Genomic DNA, 22,675 nt, shown 5'->3' with positions numbered 1-22,675 from the left:
TTTGCTCCTCTCGTCCTTCGGAAGAGAATAAAAATTCATTTTACCTTCGTCGCTATCCGCGTTAATCCACAGTTGACATAACTGGCGTATAGTCGATGGATACTCACACTTATACTCAACCAGCAAAGGATGAACGCTTATATGGGAATTCACACGTACTTCAGGTCACTAAACGATCTTGAACGTATTATTCGTACACCTGGCAAATTCAAATTCGAAGAACACAGCGTATCCGCCCATTCCTGGAAAGTGGTACAGTACGCCAAAACGCTCGCAGATATTGAGGAGCAACATGGAGTCACCATCGATTGGAAGAAGTTATACGAAATCACCAGCAGTCATGATTATGGCGAAATCTTTATCGGTGATATCAAAACACCCGTCAAACATTATTCACTGGAGCTGCGTTCGATGCTGCAAAAGGTGGAAGAAGGCATGGTTGAACATTTTATTAATGAAAATATTCCTGAAGAGTTCCAGCCTATTTTCCGCAGACAGCTGCGTGAGGGAAAAGACCTATCGGTTGAAGGACTGATTCTCGAAGTCGCAGACAAGATGGATCAGGTATATGAAGCCTTTGCTGAGCTCCAACGTGGCAATACGGAGAAAGAATTTATCGTTATGTACCGTTATGCCTTGGTCAAAATCAAAAATATCGACCTCCACTGTGTGCAGTATTTCCTGGAACAGATTCTCCCCGACATGATCGAAGAAGGTATCCGCTCCCCGTTTGATATTCGCAAAATAACAGAAGAAGCTCTGGCCCAGTAATCAGCTCAAGTCAACATGGTTCTCATCATCCATGGACAGGGCTTTTTTTCGTTCCTGCAATTGCAGTCGGTACTCGCTAGGGTACATGCCCGTTTTGTTTTTGAAGATCCGGCTGAAATAGTGGGAATCACTATACCCTACTGCTCCACCAATGGTCTTGATATCCATATTCTCATGAGTAACGAGCATGCGTTTTGCTTCATTAATCCGCAGACCTGTCATATATTTCAGTGGAGTCTCACCCGTTACTTTCTTAAAGCACTTTCCCAGATAGTCCACACTAAAATGCATCTGTCCCGCCATGTCCTGGAGTGTAATCTCATGCATGTAATTCTGCTTCAAATACAACTTAACGGCCTCTGCGATATCCTCCGGCTTCACCTGCTCATCCAGCACAGCACTGACATGCGCAAGCGAATCCACAGCGCTCCCAAGCTTCAATTCCATCGCATCCAGCAGTGTACGAAGCTGTTCTTCCGATAATGGTTTGAGCAGATAATCCTCAACCTTGTAACTGATCGCCTGCCGTGCATATTCGAATTCATGATAACCACTCAGAATGACAATTTTCACATGCGGATAGGCAAAATACAGATGTTTGGCGAGTTCCAATCCACTCATTACCGGCATCTGTATATCAGTTACAACCAGATCAGGTACGGAATGTTCGATCAGCTGTAACGCTTCCTGACCGTTCCTCGCCTCACCGATCACCTCGAACCGGGTGTCCAACTCTCTGAATTTGCGCGAGACATTCCGGCGAATCAGGGCTTCATCTTCCACAATAATCGTTCTATATTTGATTGTCATGGGTTCAGTCATGCTCCTTTCGAATGGAACCACCTATGGTAATCTGGACACCGCCGGAAGGCTTGTTCGTAATCTGCATGTGGGCTGCTGTGCCATACCATAATTTCAATCGGACCCATATATTCTTGAGTCCCATGCCGTTAATTTCGAGGTCGGGCATACGCTCCCACTCCTGTGACTGTTCAATGTAATGCATGATCTTGGCAAGTGCCTCGGGTTCCATGCCTGGTCCGTTGTCTTCCACGTGGATCTGCCAGGTCTGCTGTACCGCATCCAACTCTCCAGTAATATTCAGTTTCCATGGAGGGGTATCACCCAGTCCATATTTCATGGCATTTTCCAGTAGTGGTTGTACCATCAGCATCGGAACCTGGATATACTTCATCTCTTCCGGAATATGAAACTCGTAGTGTAGATCATCCTCAAACCGGATCTTCATACACTCCAGATACCGCTCACAATAATCCAGTTCTTGAGACAATGGAACCCCGTTTTTACCCGGAGTAGAGATATAACGGAGCATGGATGCAATATTGGCGCAGAACGCGACAATCTGCTCATTCATGCCTTCTTCCGCCATGATGCTAATATTAGTGATGTTGTTATAGAGAAAATGCGGGTTCATCTGGGATTGCAGCGCCAGTAATCTCGCTTCTGTCTCCTGAGATTTCATCGCCAGCCTATCCTGAAACGATTGCACAAGCTGTTGATTCAACCGGATAAACGTATCATTCAGCTCATCCATCTCCCGGATGGAACCGGGATGTTCCAGCTTGAACAACAACTGGCCTGAATCCGGATTCGTTACCAGGTCGTTCTCTCCCGTTTTCTGTATAATCCGTTGGAGACGGTGCAGGGGCAAGGTGACTCTTTTCGAGATCAGATACGAGAGAATCAGAATGAGCATCAGGGTGGCCAATGTCGCACCGATAAACATCAGAGCCAACCGGTTCAGGTTAGCAAAAAGCGACTGCTTGGACTGCATCACAACAACGGTCCATCCGGTCTCCTGCGAAGTCATGTACGTCATCATTTGCTTCGATTTCATGAGGGGATCGGTAACTTCCTGCATGGTTTCAGATGGGAACGCACGATGTACAATCACATCCATGACTTCGGAATGGTCCATTCTGGAACCAGATTTAGCCGAAGTAAGCGGATATAACAATGTATTGCGTTCATCCATCACATAGATGCGAAGGTCCTCGTTGCTCGCCTGCAACTCATTCAAATGCTGGAACAGATCTGTGGCACTTTGCAAAATCTCAACCACGCCCTGACTGACGTAATTGCCGTCTTTATATACCCGGGTAAGAGAAATGTAGGGTTGATCCGACTTCCCCTCCCCTGTTGGCATGGGCAAAGCTCCGCCCTCCAGCAGACGGATCACGCGCCAGCCACTCCGCTCCCACGTTTCCTGATACCAGGGACGCTCCTTCAGGTTCACTGACCGTTGACCGTTGAATGCGCCCGCTCCAAGCATCTTGCCGTTCACATCATAGATATTCGCTTGCTTCGCCGTATTGGAGCTGCTGATAATCGCCAGAATGACGTCAATCAGTGTCGTGGTATCCTTGTACAATGTCGGATCATTGCTCAGTGCCTGTTCATTGCCCTCCGCAGGTGCCAAGTAGTGACTGAAGTGTTCCTTGACCAGATTGGAATACACGATGTTCATGGAAAAATTGTTCATTTTCACCACTTCCTGATCCAGATTGCCAACGATCGATACCCCCAGTTGTCTCTGCTGTTCTTCACTTCGATTACGAATATCACTCGCGAGAAAGGCATACAGAAGCCCAGCCACAATGAGCGAAAAGATAATAAATACCGCAGAGTAATAGGCAAATAAACTTTGCTGAAGTGTTCCAAACCGATACCGCAATCCCCACACACCTCGTCCTGTGTTGATATCTGTGACACTCTTCGAAAATGTCCACCCAATAGAACGCTTTTGTCTATTGAGCACATCCGTTGTTCACAGTAAAGTTATCCACATAAGAATACGCTTACATGAAGCGTTTCGGCAAGTAAGAATATGATTGATATTTCGGGAGGTTCAATGATGGGAAAACGATTTCTATTTGGCTTGGCAAGTGTACTAGTGCTCTCCACCCTGCTGCTTGCCGGATGCAACTCCGGTGACAGTGCTTCAGGCACGGGCAAGGTAACACTCACTTTTGGAACAAGTCAGTCCGGTATTCCGCGTACAGGCATCATGCAGACCATGGCCAAGGAATATGAGCAGGAGACCGGTGTGAAAATTGACTTTCAAGTCGTACCTGACGCACAGTGGCGTGACCTGATCAAGGTGAAGCTGGCGTCTGGCGAAGCACCTGACATTTTCAATGTCGATGTGGACCCTCTCAGCATGCCGGCCAACGTTAGACCGGAAGAAAATGCAATCGACCTGACCAATGAAGAATTCACGGACCGAATGTCGGAAGAGATTCTACCAACCGTCAGTCACAATGACAAGGTGTACGGGGTTTCTTTTGCCCCTTCGAAAATCTGGTATGTGTACTATAACAAACGGATCTTCGCAGAACTCGGCATAGCACCTCCTACATCCTATGCAGAATTCAAGGCGATCAGCCAGAAAATCAAGAATAAGGACATCATTCCGTTCTATCAGGCTCCTGCCAGCGGATGGTATCAGGTTCTGCCCCTGTTCGAAACGGGACCTAACTATGAGCAAACGACGGCAGGTACCTATGAGAAACTGAACAACAATGAGATGAAAGTCGCAGATATGACGCAGTTGAAGTCCGTCATTGAACAGTTGAAGGAATTCGCGGATCTTGGCTATTTCGGTAAAGACTTCTTATCCAACACGGTAGAAGCGGGAATCGAAGCCTTTGGTCAGGAGAAAGCAGCCATGCTATTACGGGTTCCAGGTACGGAAAAAGAAGTGTCCGAAGCATATCCAGCCATGGAAGACAATATGGGATTCTTCGTTATGCCTTGGGCAGACAATCAGACGATTGGTGTAAATCCGGGCGGTTCAGCTGCGATGTTCGGCAACAAAAACAGTAAACACCCCGAAGAAGTTCTGAAATTCTTCCGCTGGATTACGGAGCATGATCATCTGCAACGGGTGTTCGATGAAGGTGAGGGTAATCTGACGATCTGCTGGCCAGAGATCGAACCTAAGCTGACGCAAGATTATATCGATTATGAGAAAAATCATGAAAAAGGTACGGTCATGCAGGCCGCTGTGAAATATATTGATCCACAATGGATGGATATCGGGAAGGACTTGTCGGGCATGTTCGCCGGGGCAATGACACCGGATCAGATTCTGCAAAACATTGACAAACGCCGGGCTGAACAAGCCAAAGTGCTGAAGGATGAGGCGTGGAAGTAAAAGTGGATCGTTTAAGGTACACATAAACGCTAAACAGCGTTACATGCAGCGGGCATTTGCCCGCTCATGTATTTTGGCAGGAAGGACAGGTGTTACGGGTTATGAATGCGAACAAAATCTATCCCTGGTATTTCTCATCCGGAGCGATTGTGCTGTATATGCTGTTCATCGTCGCTCCCGCCCTGCTGGGCATCTATTACTCCTTCACCGACTGGAACAGTTATAGTTCGGAGAAGAATTTTATTGGATTGGAGCACTTCCGTACCATTCTGGCGGGTGATCCGACCTATCTGCTTTTTATCAAAAATACAGTACTCTTCACCCTGGTTACATCCATCGCCAAGACTGTTCTGGGCTTGTTCCTGGCCCTGCTTCTGGTCAGCGGTGTGAAAGCCGCCAATCTGCATCGAATGATCATCTTCTCTCCACAGGTGTTATCCTTCCTGATTGTTGGGCTTGTGTTCAAAAGTCTGCTTGATCCGAATAACGGATTCGTCAACGTAACCCTGCGTTCATTGGGACTGGACGTTCTCGCCCAGAACTGGCTGGGCTCCCTAACTTGGGCTATGCCATCCATTATGGCGGTGGATACGTGGAAAGGCATGGGGTACATCATGGTGCTGTTCATCGCCGGATTGCTCGCTATCCCTCGCGATTATTACGAGGCAGCTTCCATTGACGGCGCCGGATTCGGGCAGAAGCTATTCCGAATCACGCTTCCGATGCTGATGCCTACGATCACCATCGCCACGGTGCTGAACATTACCTACGGCCTAAGAGTATTCGATGCCGTATACGTGCTGACGAATGGTGGGCCCGGCAACGCCACGGACGTGATTAACACCGCGGTATATTCCTCCTTTGCCAAAGGGTACTGGGGACTCGGCAGTGCGCTATCCACCATTTTGTTTGTCATCATGGCGATTATCTCCTTCTTCATCATTCGCTTGATGAACCGAAAGGTGGAATACTAACATGCGACTGAGAAAAAGACTGGCTTCCATCGGGTTAAATGCCCTCGCCTGGCTGCTTAGCCTGGTTGTCCTGATTCCTTTTGTGGTCATTGTCCTGAATTCATTCAAGTCCGATGCCGAAGCCAAAGTGCTGAAACTGACGCTGCCTGAGAAGTTTATCTTTGAAAATTACAAAATCGTCTATGAGCAGGGACATTTGGGAAGTTCCTTTTTCAATAGTCTGCTGCACTCCGGGACCTCTTCTCTGTTGCTCGTATTTGTGGTGGCCTTCTCGGCCTTCACGTTATCACGCAACCATTCGAGGCTCAGCAAGTTCCTGTACTTCTTCCTGATTCTTGGCATTACGCTTCCGCTCAACTATATTCCGCTGATGGAAGTGATGAAATCGATGGGCATGATCAATTCACATCTCGGTATGATCCTGCTCTATACGGCCATGGGCATTCCGATCTCCCTGTTCATTACGTATGCGTTCGTATCCAACATCCCGAAGGAGCTGGATGAAGCGGCCATCATGGACGGATGCAACGGGATCAAGTTGTTCCTGCGAATTATCGTTCCTTTGTTAACTTCGGTGCTGGTGACGGTATTTGTCCTGAATTTCCTGAGTGTCTGGAATGAATTTACCGCACCGCTCTACATGTTGAATACGGTGGAGATGTGGCCGATGACCCTTGCTGTATACAATTTCTTCGGACAATTCAGCGCCCAGTGGAATCTGGTCAGTGCCGATATTGTGCTTACGTCCTTGCCTGTATTAATCGTGTTCCTGATTGGGCAGAAGTATATTGTAGGCGGTCTGACTTCTGGGGCCGTGAAAGGGTAATCCCCCGAAGACTTCACAGCCCAAAAGCCCTTGTCTGCAAATCATGCAAATGGCTCTTCGTACAGAACCGTTCACATGCTGCGAACAAGGGCTTTCTCTATTGGCACATCGGTCTATGACCTATATCCACATCTCGTACCAAGGAAGATGACTGTCTTGTGGCTCATCCTTTGATTAATCGTGGGCGAGCCCGCCAACATCGGGAGGTGTTGCGATATCAGAACTTTCCTCCAGCGCTTTTATCATTTTCAGACGGGATGTGATAATGGCGATCAGAATAACGAATAGACCGGCAATAATGAACAGCAGGGCAATCCCTCTTCCCGGTCCCGTTCCAATGATCTGACCCACCGAAGATGCCAGCGCTCCACCCTCCATCATCATCGGGTTAAACACATGGTCGGCCAGAAATCCTGCCAGGCTGTATGCAATGATGAAACCGAGCTGTGACAGAATTCCAATGATGCCCCATACCCTGCCCTGCTTTTCGTTGGCAATATTGTTTCGAACCAGTACATCTGCGCTCATATTGACAAACGGCAGCGATGACAGGAACAGGAAGCCTGCGAAGATGATAAAATAAATATTGGTGGATACCCCCAGCAGCGAGAAGGATAGTCCACACAAAATCAATCCCATGACCAGCACACTTGCGTATTTCTTCGTCATTGTAAATATACCGATGCACAAGCTGCTGATCAGCATACCAATGGCGCTAACGGACTGGAACGTCCCGAGTGTCTTCGCATCCGTGAAGGACAAGAGCATTGGGCCAATCAGCGTCTCCAGGAATCCCAGATAGAAGGTGACCAAGGAAATAATAATAACCAACAGCAGTACTCCCTTGTTCGTTACAACTTCCCTCCATCCCTCCTGAATATCGGTCATCCAGTTTTTGTCTTCTTTATCCTCTCGTTCCACCTTCATGCTCTTCCGAATAACCAGCACAGCCAGAATGGCAACCAGGAAGGTCGCAATATTAATGACCAGGATAATTTCGATGGTTGTAATACTGAGCAGAATGCCCGCTATAATCGGTGAAAATAAAAATTTGGATGATTCAGCCAATTGCACGAGTCCGCTTCCTTTGGAGAATTGATCTTTATCCAGCAAATCTGTGGCAGAAGCCTTATATGCCGGACTTTGCAATGCCGAAAAAACGGAGCTGAATGACACTCCCACGTAGATATGCCATAACTGGATATCCCCCGTGAGCATGATGAACAAGATGAAAATCAGACCAGCTGCAGAACCCAGATCACCGATGATCATCATCGTTCGACGGTCGAATCGGTCCGCCAGTACGCCTCCAATAGGTCGAAGCAGAATGTTCGGCAGGAAAGTAAACAGGGTAATGAGGGCAACACTTGTTGCCGTATTGGTTTTCTCGAAGGCATATACCCCCAGTGAGAAAGCGGTAAGCCCAATTCCGATCATGGAGATCAGCTGACCGAACCATACAACCAGAAACTTGCCAAATGATTTTTGAACCGTGTGTTCCATGGATACTACTCCTTTCTCGTTCAGAATTGATGTGGAAAATACAGACGAATTACGTAGGCGAAGCTACCTGCTTCCGCTCCCAGGACACGTTCCATGATACGAGTGAAAGCTTCAACCTTCTTGAGAAGCTCTTCCTCTTTCCATTCAAAGATGCCTCGATCCAGTAAAAATTGAGAGGATACGAGCAAAAATTCGATGGCTTCCTGGGGATCAGGTGTATCAAATACTCCCTCCTGAATCCCCTGCTCTACCACTTCAGCCAAGATGGGGCTTAACCGGAGGACCGTCTCGACAAGGCTCTTTTGGTGCATCTCGACATTGTGCACACTGTGCAATTGCTCAATCAGACCGAGCTTTCTGTCTTCAGGCTGATTCTGCGCCATCATGATTTGGAGAATTTTATCATGGGCACTCCGTTTGGGATCGGACAGCACACGCTTGGCGGATGCTTCCCCGTTCAGAATAAAGCGCATGACAATGGCGTTCATAACCTCTTCCTTGGACTGAAAATAATAATAAAATGTACCCTTGGCAATGTTACATGCCTGAAGGATATCCATGACCGTCGCTTTCGTATATCCCTTTGTCACGAACAGAATTTCGGCTGCATCCAAAATCTCGTTTCTGCGTTCTTCCGGATTTTTCATTAATCTCATATTCTGTTCTCCGATCCGTTAGACCGACTGTCGGTCTATTCTAGTCATGAAGTTCTCTTTTTAGAACCCCATTTCAGTTAACCATTGCCCCAGATGGCTTTCCCTGTTTTTCAGATCCTGACGTTCGCTCACATATTTTCCGATATTTTTGTCTGCCACCAATTTGCCATCCATCATAAACAGCACTCGTTCCGATCTGGCAGCCACTTTAACATCATGAGTTACGAGCAGAATGGTTGTACCTGCGGCATTGATGCCACCCAGAATATCCATGATCTCGTATGTGGATTTCGAATTCAGTGCCCCCGTCGGTTCATCGCCAAACAGAATATCCGGATTATTGATAAGCGCACGGCAAATGGCGATTCGCTGTAATTGTCCTCCCGAAGCCTGTGTGATGTTATGCTGGGCCAGCCCGTCAATTCCCATCTTTTTCATCAGGGACAGCGCTCGTGTATTAATAGTATCCCTACTGCTGTTCTTGGCGAGATAGGCGGAAAGGACGATATTGTCAAGCAAATTCAGATTCTTGAGCAGATGAATGTTCTGAAATATGAACCCCATCTTGGTTAAACGCAGACTTGCCAGGTCACTCTCCTGAAAAGCCGATATTTTTTTGCCATTAAAGTAGACACTGCCAGCACTAATCTGATCCATGCCGCTAATATTGTACAATAACGTAGATTTGCCTGAGCCGGACGGGCCCATAATGGATACGAACTCTCCTTTTTTTAACTGGAGGTTGATATCTTTCAGAATATTATGTTCTTCATTCTCGCCGATTGCCACGGATTTATTCACGTCTCTGGCTTCAAGTATGGTTGTCATCGTTAATCCTCCCTATTCCGCGATCATTTTGGATATGCTAGTTTCCTTGATAGACTGTATGCTGACCAGCGCCGTCAGTATGATGGTTCCTGCAAGCAACAATGGACACAGAATGTACGCCTGTACCGGATTAATTACAAATACAATATTGGAAGCACCAAACGATGACATAATGCTGCTGACGAGCAGCGGTCCAAGCGTATTGGACAGTACCGTTCCAGTCACAACTCCGACGATTAATATGACAAGTGACATGACTACATATTTCAACTTGATCTTGGATAATCCAAAACCGAGGCTTCTGAGTACAGCAATATCGTTGTTGTCTTTGGCTACTAACATCTGAAGGAACAGGGATGTGATCAAAATGGATATGAACACACCGATAGCCAAGGCCAGCATCGTGACCATTTTCAATTGCTGAATGGTTCCTCCGAGTGTCTGATCCAGATACCCTTGAAGATCGGTTACTTTAGCTGGTGAGAAGGACGTCTCATATTCAGCAATTTTGGCCGCCATTTGCCCGCGGTCTTTCAGATCGAGGCTAACCACATACCACAGTACGCTATCCTTGTTATATGGCAGCAATGCCTTCGCCGTTTTCCCGCCATTCGTAACATCTTGATAGATACCACTAACGGTCATGACCTGGTCTTTTCCATTCACTAGCAGACTAAGCTGTTCTCCGGTCTTCAGACCCAACTCTTTGCTATTCGCATCCGACAGTGCAATTTCATTCGCGGTCGTTGGTGCATTACCGCTGACGTAAGACAATGGGAAAATACTGAAGTCCCCGGTTTCCACACTCAGATTGTCATAGCTGCCTTCCGCATTCCGAACCTTGAACTGGCTTGTTACCAGTGGGGAATATTTTTGGATAGCTTCATCATTTTTGATCTGGGCAACCAGTGTGTCATAACGTTGCTCTACATCGTCAGTGTGCCTCAAGTCAATGCGGATATCACTTTGTCCTACACCCATATAGGAAATAAAGCTTGGCGCCTGCAAGGTGTTCAGAAAATTGATAGGCACAATCATGATAAATGAACTGACTACAAAGACGAACAATAACAGGCGGAACATCTTGATTCGCTGTACAACTTCCTTCAGACCCAGAAATACAGGTACGGAAGACCAGCGATTGCTGGACAGACTGAGCCTATTGCGAATGACCTGTGTGTCTCCCAAACTTCCTGTCCGAAGGGCATCCACCGCAGAGATGGAACGAAACCGCCGCAACACCGTCCGACAGAAGAGAACCACCATTGTAAATATTAATCCGGAAGCCAATAAAGGTATGGCAAAATGCAGCAAGGTTGCAGGTGCTTTCCCCATGTACAACATGATATTGGAAACGAAAAGTCTATTCACGCCCAATGAGGCAACATAACCTAGCAGAGAAGCTAATCCGGCCATAAATACATACTTCATGAGATACAGTTTCTTAATATCCTTCTCCGCGATACCAATCGCTTTCATGACACTGATCTCACGATAATCCTCTTCTATGGTAGCCAGCATCGTGAACCTTATACAGAGCATTGCAATCAGAATGAGCACAAGGCTGACCATGATTATAACGGCTGCAATAACTCCATCGGTCATGCCGTTCAGTAACTGGAACAGACCATATGTCACGACTGGACCAGCATTGGGAAGTCCAGCATTCTGATAGGCTTGAGTGAACTCACCAGTCAATGCGGGATCCTTCAATCGAAACTCAATGAGATATTCGATCTCCCCGATCCCTCGCTTCAATTCCTCCAGGTTACCTGAACTCACAATGAAACGTTTGGAGTGAACAACCGACGGATTCATCTGAGCATCGCGGACAAAGTCAACAATAGTATAGGAACGTTCAAATTGACCGTTACCTATTCGAACCTGGTCCCCAACGTTTAACTTGTTTTGCTGCATGTAATATACCGGAACAGCGATCTCACCATCATTAACCTGAATCATTTCACTGTTCAGGTTCAGTAAATAGTCGAAGTTCTGGTTCTGTGTCACAAAATCGATATCCATTACACTATTCTTCTCGGACTCTGCTCCGAGAAACAGATTAGAGCCATCAATGTTGACCATTTCTACAATCTGATGCTGGGCAACCATGGGATGATCCTCAGCCCATGTGTTCACTTTGGCCTGGTCCAGCTCCCCGGCATGCATTTGTACAAAGTGTGGTGTCTTGGATTCAGAGAACAAATATTGAATGGAGCTCGTCAGTTCCATAATCATCCGTGACCCCGAAGATACCAGCAAGGCAGCTAACAGTACAAAAATAAATAAAGCAGCCGTGATCCCTTTCTTTCTCGTTATATCGTTTCTCAGCATTCGTAGCAGCATAAACGAACAGGGCTCCTCTCATCTACATATCGTTCCTATACATCTGGAGTCATAAAGCTTGTCAGATAATGCGCCACCATTGAAGGTTGGTGCATCATAAACATGTGACTACCCTCTCTGATGGTCTGAAGCTTCATCGGTGTGTGAAAATATCGGCCCCACTTCAATGCTGACTGAAGGGAAACCGTACGATCACGTTCACCCCACAGATACAGTACCGGCAATGATAGCGGCTGATATTCCAGTGTTGCTGCAGATTCCAGCATTCTGAAATCCGCTCGAATGACGGGCAGGAAATAATACAATAATTCTTTTTCATTCATCAAATCTTGCGGAAGCCCTTCATAGGAAAACAGTTGATCAATCAGTTGATCGTCTGACATCCGATCATAATTCTGCATCCCGCACTCCACTGGCGTGTTGCAGGCAGAGAGCACAATCCGCAGCGTCCTCGCTACATCTGGAACTTCCTGAAATAAACGATGCGCAACGAAGTAGGCTGAGATCCCTCCGAGACTATGTCCGAACAACACACTGCCAGGTCGTATCACGTTCATCAGCTGGCTGGTATACAACTCTACCAGTTGCTGCATATGCTCCAGAGGAGCTTGCGTATTCAGACCATGGCCTGGGGACGTAAACGCCCACATCTCCACGCCGGGAAGCTCCCTCACAAGGGGCTGAAAGCTCTGGGAGTGACCTCCAAGATAAGGAAAACAGACAATCTGTCTGTTCCCCTCTCCCTTTTGCAACTGTTCAAGATACATCGGCTCTATCGGTTCCATCACGCAATCACCACCAGCACTGGCTTACTTCCTCTCCAGAACGTATGCAGGAAATGTCTGAAGTGGAACATCTACTTTTCTGCGCTTGAAGATGATATGAATCACGACTGCCGACGTTACAAAGAAGAAGAATTGCATAACTTGAACTTGCGGATTAAAGTAATACAAATCAATTTGGCTTCCTGTCGCCACAAGCCAGAATGCCAGCAGGTAAAACAGAAGCGTGCCTCTGGTTGCATTGAAAATGTAACTCTGGAAGACGATAAATGCCATAAGCTGAACAACATAGTATATGTAGGTGGTTGAGGTGCCAAAAGAGGAAATCAGGTATCCCGGAAGCACCCATAATCCAAACAACAGGCCTGTAATCAGACCACTTGTTACGTTGTTTTTTAACTTCCCTTGCAAAAACGGAAGCAAAAACCCGATCCAGCCAAACAATCCGCCAATTAACCCTGTCTCCTTGAACAGATTCACAATACCCAGCCAGATCATTTCCGGTACACTATATGTCAGCTCGGGAACAGGTATGCCGAACAATAGGGAACCAAAATGCATGGATGAAGCGAAGACGATTGAAATTCCTATAATGACCGGAATCCAGAACAGATCCTTTTTGCGAGGAACCATCTTCATAAACATGCCTTTTAATGCTTCCGTGCCACCCATCAAATAACATGTAATCAATCCGGCTATGGAAGGTGAATACAGGGCAATAATCGCTAGCGGATGCATCAGGGTTAATTCACCTGTTATGGGTACAATAAAGTCTGCAAAGAACATAAACAAACTTGCAATTCCGTAACATGTACCAAAGGAAATTCCCAAAAACAGATACATATATTTGTTGGATGGACTGGTTGCCGGGCTCGTGACTGGACGGATGGATGCCTGATTAGCTGAAATCATAATGCCGCCCCCTTCGTAGCCAGCTTTCTCTCAATGAGATCATGTAGCCGGTTAATGGTGCAGAAGTTGGCCAAATCCAGCTCTTCGTTTGCTATCTCAATCTGGAATTTCCGCTCCACAAAGTCCACCAAACGCATTGCAAAGAGTGAATTGACGAACCTCAGCTCGAAATAATTGTCATTATCATTAATGGGTCTGTCCTCATGCTCCATAGTAAGGTTATTTCCGATGAATTCCCGAATCTCCTGACGATAATCCACTGCCCTTCCCCCTTGTTATTGATGTTGCCCTTCAGGCACATAAACTTCAAACATACCTCATTGGTCCAGTTTTTCAATCACCTCCTTTATGCCTGCTTTCAGTTGTTAATAGGCATAGAATCCCTGACCCGTTTTCCGGCCCCATTGTCCTGCATCAACCATTTTTTGCAACATTGGACAGCATCGAAACTTCGGATCTTGATAACTGTCGTACAATACTTTGAGTGAATGCACGACCGTATCCAGACCAATCAGATCAGCTGTTTCCAGAGGACCCATCTGGTAATTAAAACCCTTCTTCATGATGGCATCTACCTGCTCGGATGTAGCAATACCATCCTGTACAATGTACGCTGCTTCATTCATTAACAGGTGGGAAAGACGATTGGAGACAAACCCCGGCAAATCCTCTATAACCACCGGATTTTTACCAAGGCTCTCCAGGAATTCCACCATCACTTGCTCCGTATCCTGTGTGGTATGATGGCCTTTGATCACCTCCACCATCGATTTAACAGGGACCGGATTCATCAAGTGCACCCCGATGGCTCGACCAGGGTCCGGCAAAAACGAAGCAAGCTTCGTTACGGAAATACAACTCGTATTCAGTGCATATATCACATCTGCACGAGCCTTGTGATTCAGACGTTCGTAGACTTCCTTTTTCAACTCCAGATTCTCTGTCACATTCTCAATAATGATATAAGCTTCTTCCACACCTTCATCCTGCGTCTGGAACGAGATCCGTTCCAAGATCAGGTTCAGCGGGACCTCACCATATCCTTGTTTCAGAAAACAAGCTGAACGATATTCACGGCGTATTGTTTCAGGTGCTTGAGCGATTGCTGATGCCGAAATATCCTGTAAAATCACCCGATATCCGGCTCTCGCTACATCCAGTGCCGTGGCGCACCCCATCACCCCTGCGCCGATTATTGCAATGAGTCGATTATGCAAACCTAATCACTCCCCTGTTGAGCTACCCTCAGATAAGTTCGTCGTAAATCTCTTTCATCTCCGCAAGTGCCGCAGGAACACGCTCACTGAACCACATCACATCCTCCATGTCCAGCATGATATTCGGATACATCCGCGAGAGCGTAGATACCAGAATTCCGTGTTCTGCCAGCTTGCTGTTTAACAAAATATCAAAGGACATTAATTCGAACGTATAATCTGCCGTGTCTATAAGCGGCTCTGAGCAGCAATGGTAAGAGGCACAGCCAAGTGGCCCCTGAACAATCAAGGGCAGACCTGCCTTCGCTGCTTCCCGGCAGAGCACATCATGAATCATCTTGGCATGGCGATTCATGCTGTCCATAGCCTGTCCCCCATTGCGGCCAAGCATTTCCAATGTAGCCTTCACCGCAGCAGTTCCTAACGGATAGCCATTGAAGGTGCCCGCATGGATCACTTTTTTGTCTACGAGCAGCTTCATAATGTCCGATCGCCCAACCAATGCGGATACAGGAACCCCTCCACCAGCAATAGCCTTGCCCAGAGTCGTAAGATCAGGGGTTATACCGAACAACTGTTGAGCACCGCCCAACCCCATACGAAATCCGGTTATAATCTCATCGAAAATGAGCACGACCTGATGATCGTCACATAACTGTCTGACTTTTTGCAGATAACCCGGGGCAGGCATCACTCCGCCTCCGTTCACGCATACAGGCTCCATAATTACCGCTGCAATATCATCTCCCTGCTGGTGAAACAGCTCCTCCAGACGGGCAGCGTCATTCCATGGAAGCAGGTAGGACTGCGATTCCATGGCATCTCTTGCCCTCCCCTTCGTTCCTTTCATGTCGCCAGGATAGTCAGAAGGTACGGGCGGACCGGTACGGGCAGATTTGCCGCCCATTATATTATCCGCATTGCCATGATAGTGGCCTTCAAAACGAACAAAACGATTCTTGCCTGTCCAGGCACGCGCTAGACGAAGTGCATTCTGGACAATCTCTGTTCCCGATAACCCAAAACGAATCATCTCTGCCGAAGGGACATATTGATGGATCAGTTCCAAAGCCTCTGCATCCAGATCGCAATGGCTCACGGAGAGAACACGGTCAATCGTATCCTTCAGACACTCGTTGTATTCCTCATTGCCATGGCCCACGACGAGAGCACCAAAGCGGGCATACAGATCCAAATACTCATTACCGTTCATGTCCGTCACTCTACTGCGGGAAGCATGGGTGAAATGGAGCGGGGTCTCTTCCCAAGGGAGATGAAAATTATAATGTACACCTCCAGGCAGCCTTTGCTTTACCCGCTGGTTATACTGAGACATTTCCGTAATCATCCCACTTCGCCCCCCTCATATTTCTGGTTTTTTGGTTCGTTTAATTCCGCCAACCGGGATCGATCTGAAGGAGTATCTAACGAATAGGCAGCAGGCAAGGCTGTATTCTCCGCCAGCATATTCCTGATTGTTTCGCCTGGACCGATGTCTACCCATACCGTGGCTCCTAATTGATGTACTCGTGTCAATGCCTGATTCCAGCGAATCGGCTGTAGCAACTGATTGCTCAGCAGCTTGGGAATGTCCTCAGGCCCTCGGATCAGCTCTCCATGGACAGTGGAGCATATAGGAAACGAAGGTGAAGTGAAGGGAATCTCTGCAAGCATTTCTTCAAGCTCAGGTTGGATAAACTGCATCAACTCGCTGTGATAAGGAGCATCTGCTTTCATAGGCATCATGCGAAAAGGAATAAACTCCCCGCCACAGTGATCCACTTTATCGTCCAGTAACCGGAGTGCATTTGCGGTCCCCGCGACGACAAACTGCCTAGGTGAATTGTAGCCGGAAATGGTCACATATTCGGTCTGACGAATGGTCTCAACCATCTCCTCAAGCTCTACCTGGGCTAAGTCAACCACAAGGCCTGCTCTGCCCTTTTGTTCCCGAATCGCGCGATGCATTAATGCACCCCTCTGTGCCGTGAATCGAACTCCATCGGTGAATCGTATCGCTCCCGCCGCCACCAAAGCCGAAATCTCACCCAAGCTGTGACCAATCGCGTAATCCGGGATATTTCCTGTCTGCCGAACGAATGAGTCAAAGAGCACGCAGCTTGCTGTCAGTACGGCAGGCTGCGCATGTACGGAGGCTGTCAATTGATCCAGCGCCCCTTCCATAATCAGCGTTCTCAGATCATACCCAAGAACCTCACTCGCCTCGGCAAAAATCCGATTTGCCTCCGGCTCACTGTTCAACAAATCACTGCACATTCCAATATACTGGCTCCCCTGTCCGGGAAATAAAGCACAGACGGTCATACCGTACCGCCACGCTTGTAATACGCCTTTAATCCGTAATGCGAGATCATCTCTTGCTGCATCTGAGACGAGCCTTCTATAATTTCAAGAATTTTCGCTTCTTTGTACAGCCTGGATACAGGATACTCACTGCTAATTCCATTCGCGCCATGAACCTGAAGCGCATCACTTGCCACTTCAACCGCAATCTTTGATGTGAAATATTTGGCAATCGTAGTTTCCATGGTAGCCTGTGGGTCCTTGGTTTCTCTCATCTCGGCTGCCCGCAGACATAATGCTCTTGCTGCATGGACTTTCGTTACCGCATCTCCAATCATGCCCCGAATGAGCTGAAAATGACTGAGCTTCTGATCAAACTGCTTCCGCTTTCGTGAATAGGTCACCATTGAATCAAGCGCTTCCTGCGCAATGGCCAATCCTGCCCAAGCGATGCTATATCTGCCTTGGTCTAATGCCCCGCTGACAATGTACTCAAAGCCTTCATTCAGACGCCCAATAACATGACTCTTGGGTACACGCACTTCATGAAGTTCGATCTCCGCCAAGCCTGTCTCGCCCCCAACCATGACACCTTCGATGGCTTTGGTATGCACACCAGCAAACTGGCGTTCGACCCAAAAGGCGGTGCTTTTCCCCTCCTTCGAGGCAATAATGATAAACACATCTGCCACATGTCCAAATGTAATCCATTTTTTCTTTCCATTTAGAACATAGTGATCCGCTTCTTCCCGCCACGCTGTCTTCACGTTTTTGGCATCCGAGCCAACTTCCGGCTCTGTCAGGCCAAAAGCTCCAATCCACTCTCCCTTCACCAACTTGGGCAGCCAGGAGGACTTCTGCTCATCCGTTCCAAAACGCACCAGCGTTTCACTTACGAGTGACGTATGTACCGTCAATAAACTGCGAACGGCTGGGAGCGCTTTGCCAAACACTTCGGTCAGCAATCCATAGGATGTAGGGCCGAGGCCAAGACCGCCATATTCAGTCGGGATGGAAGCAGAGAGGTATCCTTTTTCGGCCATTGCACAGATCAGTGATCTTGGGATGGCTTGCTCTTCCTGAATCTGCTTGGCATAGGGACGAATCTCACGTGCAGCAAATAACTCTGCCTCTTGAATAATCTCTTGTTGCAAGTCCAGTTCAATCATTCAGCGACCCCCTCTTGAAGAAGGGATTCGTTGAGGTAGGAGGCGAACTCGGCTATCGTTTTGTATTCGAACAACGCAACTGGACTGATATCAACCTGCAGGCGCTTGCGCGTACGGTTAATGATTTTGAGTGCCTGTACCGAGGAGACACCAATTTTCAAAAAGTTCATCTCTTCATCAATGTCCTCTGGTTCCTGATTCAGCGCAGTAGCAATCTCACTTTTGATAAACAGCTCAATTTCTTCTTTTGTCATATCATGACCTCCATTCCCTGATTCACACCTACCCAATGTTCATACGGCTCGAATGGATGCGCTGGCAGATGCACGATCTGACCCGAACCATCCGGATGTAGCTGTTCCCAATCCAGAGCAGCACCAAGTACATAGAGTTGTCCCAGCAACGATGCAAGCTGTTCCTCCATACCAACAGTCGGTTGGGCAGACAAACGGATCACTCTCTCCTTGCCACTGTACCCAGCCAATTGAACGGTCTGCTCTGTTGCGATCATAATGACAATGTCGGCAACTGCCACCTTGCTGGTCGGGTCTTGAAGACGGCCTGGTTTCATTCTGCTGTTTGCCGGAATCGACTTGCTGCCTTCACTGATGTGACTTTCCACATGATTGTTATTCAACCTGGAAACCATCTCTTCTCCCGCATCTATTCCCCGAATCTCTTGGATAGAAGGTACGAAACGTCTGAGTGTTTCCAGCACGGTTACCCAATAATTCATGTTCGTTACAGGTTGCTCGGCATCATCGGCTAACCTGGAAGTCGGCTCAACCGATGATGCTGTTTCTGGAAGGAACCCGTGCCCTCCCACCACAATATTTACACGAGCGGCCCGGTTTCTTGGCTTGAAGCCCAATTCCATACCTTCCATATCCCACTCTCCGGCTGAATTAACCGTTATGGCAGCACGATACCGGTAATGCTTTCTGTACCTGTTCCGGGTAATACACAGATCCGACGGTCGCATTTCCGCATGTTCCTTCACATATTGCTTCGTGTTATGGATCAACTTCTGCAGGGCCTGCTCAGTTTTGGCGGAAAATGTTAGTAATTGCCTACGTGCCGGATTATCTGCCCGAACTGAGGCTTTCCATTCTTCCAGTACAATGTGGGCATTCGTGCCTCCAAGACCAAACGAGCTAATGCCCGCCTTGCGAGTCTTTCCTTCCGGTACATCCCAAGTTCTATGCTCGTTAACGATATGAAAAGGCGATTGCTCCAGGCGAAGGGCTGGATTAGGATTATCCATATGCAGACTTGGAGCCAATTCCCCATGCTGCATGCTGAGCAGTACCTTTGCAAGACTGGCACCACTGGAAGCTGCGAATAGATGTCCTATATTAGTTTTGACCGAACCCAACCCAATGGAAGTGTCACCGTGATATCCCTTTTCCTGAAATAGGCGCAATAACGCATTAACCTCAATCGGATCACCAATTTTTGTCCCCGAACCATGTGCTTCAATATAAGAGATCTCGCTCGGGTTCAGATTGGCATCGCGATAAGCAGCACGGAGCACCTCATATTGCCCCTGAGGATTAGGTGCCATGATGCCCAGGGAATAGCCGTCGTTGTTTACCGCTGTCCCGCGAATCAGGCCATAGATATGCTTGTTGGCGCGAACTGCCTCTGTTAGCGGCTCCAGATATACAACAACAGCACCTTCCCCAATGACTGAACCATCTGCCTCCCGGTCAAAGACCTTCGTATGTTTCGTCGAGGAGCAGATTCCGGCATGGCGGGATAGCTGATGCACATGGGGTGTGGCCAGAATGGTTGCTCCACCTACGACCGCACCGGATATACGCTTGTCCTGAATAGCCGCGGCCGCTTGTGTCAGTGCCACCAGAAAGGAGGAGCATGCCGTATCTATCGAAAGAGCCGGGCCTGTAAAATTGTACTGGTGAGAGATGGAGGCTGCAGCAATATTGGACATATTACCTACCATAGCGTGGGAATGAATATCCTTCCCTTCACTCAGGTTCATATGGTCAACAACCAGATCAAAGTACGTACTTGGATTAATCCCCATATACACACCCACATTGCGCTTGTCTTCCCGATCCACAATCATGCCGGCATCCTCAAGTGCCTCGTAAGAAACTTCCAGCAGTTTGCGATGCTGCGGGTCCATAAATGTGGCTTGTTCAGACGGGATCTCAAAGAACTCATGATCAAAGGTATCCGGATGTTTGAGTTCCCCCATCCAGTCATCCCAATCCGGACGCTTCGAGCGTATTGCACGATCTGGACTAATTCGTTCCACACTATCGAGTCCCTGGACCAGATTGCTCCAGAACTGCTCCTGCGTATCGGCATCAGGAAGACGCAAGGACATTCCGGTAATGGCAATTGCTCGATGTACATTAAGATGGTTATCAGTTGGTACCCCCTGTTCAAGGGGCTTCGCTTCCGCCGGAAGTTCCTGCAGATATTCCACCATCTCACGCACGGTCCTGCAGAACACAAGCAATTCTTGGCCCAACTCGTGGCCCAAATGTGCGGAGAGCCTGTCGAGTAACTGATAGGACAGAATGGAGTTGCCTCCCAAAGCGAGAAAAGAAGTATCCATCGTAATCTGACCTATGGGTAATTGAAGTGTCTCAGCCCACGCTTCACGTACCGTTTGTTCCAGAGACGTCGAGGCAACCACCTCGGATTGCTGTTGTTGTCTGTTCTGGAGGATAAGCTCTTCAATAACCTTAATGTCCTTGTCAAATGCTCCGCTTTCATATTCGTTTCTCAACATGAAGCGCTGGACCTTGCCACTGGTCGTTTTGGGAATCACTTTGATCGGAAGAACATGGGTGATTTCAATGCCCAGTCCATCCCTCATCCGTTGGATCAAATCCTGCCGCACATCCAGAAACTGTGGAGCACCCGATTTGTATTTCACAAATACGAGCAGTTCCTCAACTTGTTTGAGGCTGTTGAAATGCCCTACTACCGTCAGATTCCCTCTCGGAATGCTGCGATTCTGGTATAAAATTTCTTCAAGGTCATGGGCGTAGTGATTCTGTCCCCGAATAAAAACGATATCCTTCATTCGTCCGCTGACGACCAGAGAGCCTTCCACCATAAATCCAAGGTCTCCTGTCCGAAGCCAACCGTCCACATAGATTTCACGGTTCAGATCGGGGAGCCTGTAGTACCCGGAGGTTACTGAATCTCCCCGGATCTGGATTTCGCCAACCATTCGCTCATCCAGCACTTCACCCTGTTCATTCGCAATTCGAATTTGAATTCCAGTCATGGGATATCCCTCGTGAACAAATTCGATCACATCCGAATTGTCGCTGTCCGGAAGTTGTACCGGAACTGCTATACTTTCTTGTACCAACTTCGTACGAGAGATCCGCTCAATTCGCGGCTCATCTCCCAGTATGGCGGTACATACACCTACAGTAGCTTCGGCCATGCCGTATGCAGGAAACATCATATTCGAGCGATAGCCACACGAGCTGAATTTCTGTACAAACCGCTCAATAACTGCTGTAGATATGGGCTCCGCTCCATTCAGTGTCATACGTAGTGAAGACAAATCAAGCGTGGAGAGCTTGGAATCAGGAATCTTCTGAACCATCCATTCAAAACCGAAGTTGGTGCAGCAGAACCATTTCCCTTGATGTTCCGTAATCTTGCGCAAGAACAGATACGGCGAACGTACAAAAGTGTAGGGGGACATTACCATGATGTTAGCGCCACTTAATATAGGTGTAAGATGCTGCCCGAACATGCCCATATCATGCGTATGCGGCAACCAGGTAAACACGTTGTCTCCTTCTTCCGCTCCAAGGAACGTCTTGCAGGCAATGCTGTTCGCGATAATATTGTGATTCGTCAACTGCACTCCTTTGGGAATGCCCGTACTTCCTGAAGAGAATTGCAGAAACACGATATCCTCAGGAGATGTCGTGCAGGGTTCTGCTGCACAATGACCTGATTGAAGCTTGCTCACACTGATCAGCGAAAGACCTTTGAATAGCTGGCTCGTTGCCAACTGCTTATACTTAGGCAGGTAGGCATCCTCAACGATGACCACCGGACGCCCCAGCACTTCCCACACGTTTGTGAATTTCTGCAGACCGGCTGATCCTGGTTCCCAGGCTGCTGGAGGACTAACGGGGGCAACAATAATCCCCCCAACATACAAGCCCAAAATGTCCGGTAAAATTCCTGTGATTGATCAATTTCC

Annotated in this window: 19 protein-coding genes; 4 read left to right on the top strand and 15 right to left on the bottom strand. The window is 47.8% G+C overall.

Annotated features, from left to right (window positions below; all coding sequences use genetic code 11):
* Positions 1–141: 141 nt before the first annotated feature.
* Positions 142–771, top strand: a complete 630-nt coding sequence (locus C0Q44_RS12320) for a YfbR-like 5'-deoxynucleotidase (protein ID WP_105407492.1) — start codon at positions 142–144, stop codon at positions 769–771.
* On the opposite strand, the gene C0Q44_RS12315 is transcribed toward C0Q44_RS12320, so the two are convergent.
* Entirely contained in the window at positions 772–1,581 is an 810-nt protein-coding gene (locus C0Q44_RS12315) for a response regulator transcription factor (protein ID WP_105407491.1), read from the bottom strand.
* Positions 1,582–1,585: 4 nt separating this feature from the next.
* The gene (locus C0Q44_RS12310; RefSeq protein WP_258166297.1) at positions 1,586–3,475 is read right to left on the bottom strand and encodes a cache domain-containing sensor histidine kinase; all 1,890 of its coding nucleotides are present in this window, start codon (positions 3,473–3,475) and stop codon (positions 1,586–1,588) included.
* 171 nt (positions 3,476–3,646) lie between these two features.
* Here C0Q44_RS12310 and C0Q44_RS12305 point away from each other — a divergent pair, with 171 nt between their 5' ends.
* The 3 genes from C0Q44_RS12305 (at position 3,647) to C0Q44_RS12295 (ending at position 6,748) form a co-directional block, all read left to right on the top strand.
* The gene (locus C0Q44_RS12305) at positions 3,647–4,948 is read left to right on the top strand and encodes an ABC transporter substrate-binding protein (protein ID WP_105407489.1); all 1,302 of its coding nucleotides are present in this window, start codon (positions 3,647–3,649) and stop codon (positions 4,946–4,948) included.
* 101 nt (positions 4,949–5,049) lie between these two features.
* The gene (locus C0Q44_RS12300) at positions 5,050–5,922 is read left to right on the top strand and encodes a carbohydrate ABC transporter permease (protein WP_105407488.1); all 873 of its coding nucleotides are present in this window, start codon (positions 5,050–5,052) and stop codon (positions 5,920–5,922) included.
* 1 nt (position 5,923) lies between these two features.
* Positions 5,924–6,748 carry a carbohydrate ABC transporter permease gene (locus tag C0Q44_RS12295; protein ID WP_105407487.1) on the top strand — a complete coding sequence of 275 codons (825 nt, stop codon included), beginning with the start codon at positions 5,924–5,926 and terminating at the stop codon, positions 6,746–6,748.
* Positions 6,749–6,922: 174 nt separating this feature from the next.
* Here the strand turns inward: C0Q44_RS12295 and C0Q44_RS12290 are convergent, their stop codons facing one another.
* From C0Q44_RS12290 to C0Q44_RS12230, 13 genes are all read right to left on the bottom strand, one after another.
* Positions 6,923–8,251 (bottom strand): MFS transporter, encoded by a 1,329-nt coding sequence (locus C0Q44_RS12290; protein ID WP_105407486.1) that lies wholly within the window; start codon positions 8,249–8,251, stop codon positions 6,923–6,925.
* A 20-nt stretch (positions 8,252–8,271) separates the two neighbouring features.
* A complete protein-coding gene (locus C0Q44_RS12285) occupies positions 8,272–8,907 on the bottom strand; it encodes a TetR/AcrR family transcriptional regulator (RefSeq protein ID WP_105407485.1) in 636 nt (211 codons plus the stop codon).
* Positions 8,908–8,967: 60 nt separating this feature from the next.
* Complete coding sequence (locus tag C0Q44_RS12280) at positions 8,968–9,735, bottom strand: ABC transporter ATP-binding protein (RefSeq protein WP_105407484.1); 768 nt, start codon at positions 9,733–9,735, stop codon at positions 8,968–8,970.
* A gap of 12 nt (positions 9,736–9,747) precedes the next feature.
* Positions 9,748–12,081: an ABC transporter permease gene (locus C0Q44_RS12275; RefSeq protein WP_105407483.1), complete on the bottom strand. Its 2,334-nt coding sequence runs from the start codon at positions 12,079–12,081 to the stop codon at positions 9,748–9,750.
* Positions 12,082–12,116: 35 nt separating this feature from the next.
* On the bottom strand, positions 12,117–12,866 hold the full coding sequence (locus C0Q44_RS12270) for a thioesterase II family protein (RefSeq protein WP_105407482.1): 750 nt from the start codon (positions 12,864–12,866) through the stop codon (positions 12,117–12,119).
* Positions 12,867–12,890: 24 nt separating this feature from the next.
* Complete coding sequence (locus C0Q44_RS30190) at positions 12,891–13,775, bottom strand: hypothetical protein (RefSeq protein WP_181150960.1); 885 nt, start codon at positions 13,773–13,775, stop codon at positions 12,891–12,893.
* Positions 13,772–14,035, bottom strand: a complete 264-nt coding sequence (locus C0Q44_RS12260; protein ID WP_105407481.1) for an acyl carrier protein — start codon at positions 14,033–14,035, stop codon at positions 13,772–13,774. Before C0Q44_RS12260 ends, C0Q44_RS30190 begins: the two co-directional genes overlap by 4 nt.
* Before the next feature lie 105 nt (positions 14,036–14,140).
* On the bottom strand, positions 14,141–14,992 hold the full coding sequence (locus tag C0Q44_RS12255; protein ID WP_105407480.1) for a 3-hydroxyacyl-CoA dehydrogenase family protein: 852 nt from the start codon (positions 14,990–14,992) through the stop codon (positions 14,141–14,143).
* A gap of 28 nt (positions 14,993–15,020) precedes the next feature.
* Positions 15,021–16,340 carry an aspartate aminotransferase family protein gene (locus tag C0Q44_RS12250; protein ID WP_105407479.1) on the bottom strand — a complete coding sequence of 440 codons (1,320 nt, stop codon included), beginning with the start codon at positions 16,338–16,340 and terminating at the stop codon, positions 15,021–15,023.
* Complete coding sequence (locus C0Q44_RS12245; RefSeq protein WP_105407478.1) at positions 16,337–17,317, bottom strand: ACP S-malonyltransferase; 981 nt, start codon at positions 17,315–17,317, stop codon at positions 16,337–16,339. Before C0Q44_RS12245 ends, C0Q44_RS12250 begins: the two co-directional genes overlap by 4 nt.
* Entirely contained in the window at positions 17,314–18,465 is a 1,152-nt protein-coding gene (locus tag C0Q44_RS12240) for an acyl-CoA dehydrogenase family protein (protein WP_105407477.1), read from the bottom strand. Before C0Q44_RS12240 ends, C0Q44_RS12245 begins: the two co-directional genes overlap by 4 nt.
* Complete coding sequence (locus C0Q44_RS12235; protein WP_105407476.1) at positions 18,462–18,719, bottom strand: acyl carrier protein; 258 nt, start codon at positions 18,717–18,719, stop codon at positions 18,462–18,464. Before C0Q44_RS12235 ends, C0Q44_RS12240 begins: the two co-directional genes overlap by 4 nt.
* Positions 18,716–22,639 (bottom strand): beta-ketoacyl synthase N-terminal-like domain-containing protein, encoded by a 3,924-nt coding sequence (locus C0Q44_RS12230; protein WP_105407475.1) that lies wholly within the window; start codon positions 22,637–22,639, stop codon positions 18,716–18,718. Before C0Q44_RS12230 ends, C0Q44_RS12235 begins: the two co-directional genes overlap by 4 nt.
* Between the last annotated feature and the right edge of the window lie 36 nt (positions 22,640–22,675).

The sequence above is a fragment of the Paenibacillus sp. PCH8 genome (genome assembly GCF_002968835.1).
Taxonomy (GTDB): Bacteria; Bacillota; Bacilli; order Paenibacillales; family Paenibacillaceae; genus Paenibacillus.
Note: the sequence above shows the minus strand (reverse complement) of the source record. Positions and strands in the feature narration are given on the sequence as shown.

What these genes read in the sequence shown, in the direction of transcription:
- C0Q44_RS12300 (WP_105407488.1), top strand. Translation starts at nt 5,050, where the DNA reads ATGAATGCGAACAAAATCTATCCCTGGTATTTCTCATCCGGAGCGATT.
- C0Q44_RS12245 (WP_105407478.1), bottom strand. Translation starts at nt 17,317, where the DNA reads ATGACCGTCTGTGCTTTATTTCCCGGACAGGGGAGCCAGTATATTGGA.
- C0Q44_RS12240 (WP_105407477.1), bottom strand. Translation starts at nt 18,465, where the DNA reads ATGATTGAACTGGACTTGCAACAAGAGATTATTCAAGAGGCAGAGTTA.
- C0Q44_RS12290 (WP_105407486.1), bottom strand. Translation starts at nt 8,251, where the DNA reads ATGGAACACACGGTTCAAAAATCATTTGGCAAGTTTCTGGTTGTATGG.
- C0Q44_RS12315 (WP_105407491.1), bottom strand. Translation starts at nt 1,581, where the DNA reads ATGACAATCAAATATAGAACGATTATTGTGGAAGATGAAGCCCTGATT.
- C0Q44_RS12250 (WP_105407479.1), bottom strand. Translation starts at nt 16,340, where the DNA reads ATGATTACGGAAATGTCTCAGTATAACCAGCGGGTAAAGCAAAGGCTG.
- C0Q44_RS12235 (WP_105407476.1), bottom strand. Translation starts at nt 18,719, where the DNA reads ATGACAAAAGAAGAAATTGAGCTGTTTATCAAAAGTGAGATTGCTACT.
- C0Q44_RS12305 (WP_105407489.1), top strand. Translation starts at nt 3,647, where the DNA reads ATGGGAAAACGATTTCTATTTGGCTTGGCAAGTGTACTAGTGCTCTCC.
- C0Q44_RS12285 (WP_105407485.1), bottom strand. Translation starts at nt 8,907, where the DNA reads ATGAGATTAATGAAAAATCCGGAAGAACGCAGAAACGAGATTTTGGAT.
- C0Q44_RS12320 (WP_105407492.1), top strand. Translation starts at nt 142, where the DNA reads ATGGGAATTCACACGTACTTCAGGTCACTAAACGATCTTGAACGTATT.
- C0Q44_RS12280 (WP_105407484.1), bottom strand. Translation starts at nt 9,735, where the DNA reads ATGACAACCATACTTGAAGCCAGAGACGTGAATAAATCCGTGGCAATC.
- C0Q44_RS30190 (WP_181150960.1), bottom strand. Translation starts at nt 13,775, where the DNA reads ATGATTTCAGCTAATCAGGCATCCATCCGTCCAGTCACGAGCCCGGCA.
- C0Q44_RS12275 (WP_105407483.1), bottom strand. Translation starts at nt 12,081, where the DNA reads ATGCTGCTACGAATGCTGAGAAACGATATAACGAGAAAGAAAGGGATC.
- C0Q44_RS12295 (WP_105407487.1), top strand. Translation starts at nt 5,924, where the DNA reads ATGCGACTGAGAAAAAGACTGGCTTCCATCGGGTTAAATGCCCTCGCC.
- C0Q44_RS12270 (WP_105407482.1), bottom strand. Translation starts at nt 12,866, where the DNA reads ATGGAACCGATAGAGCCGATGTATCTTGAACAGTTGCAAAAGGGAGAG.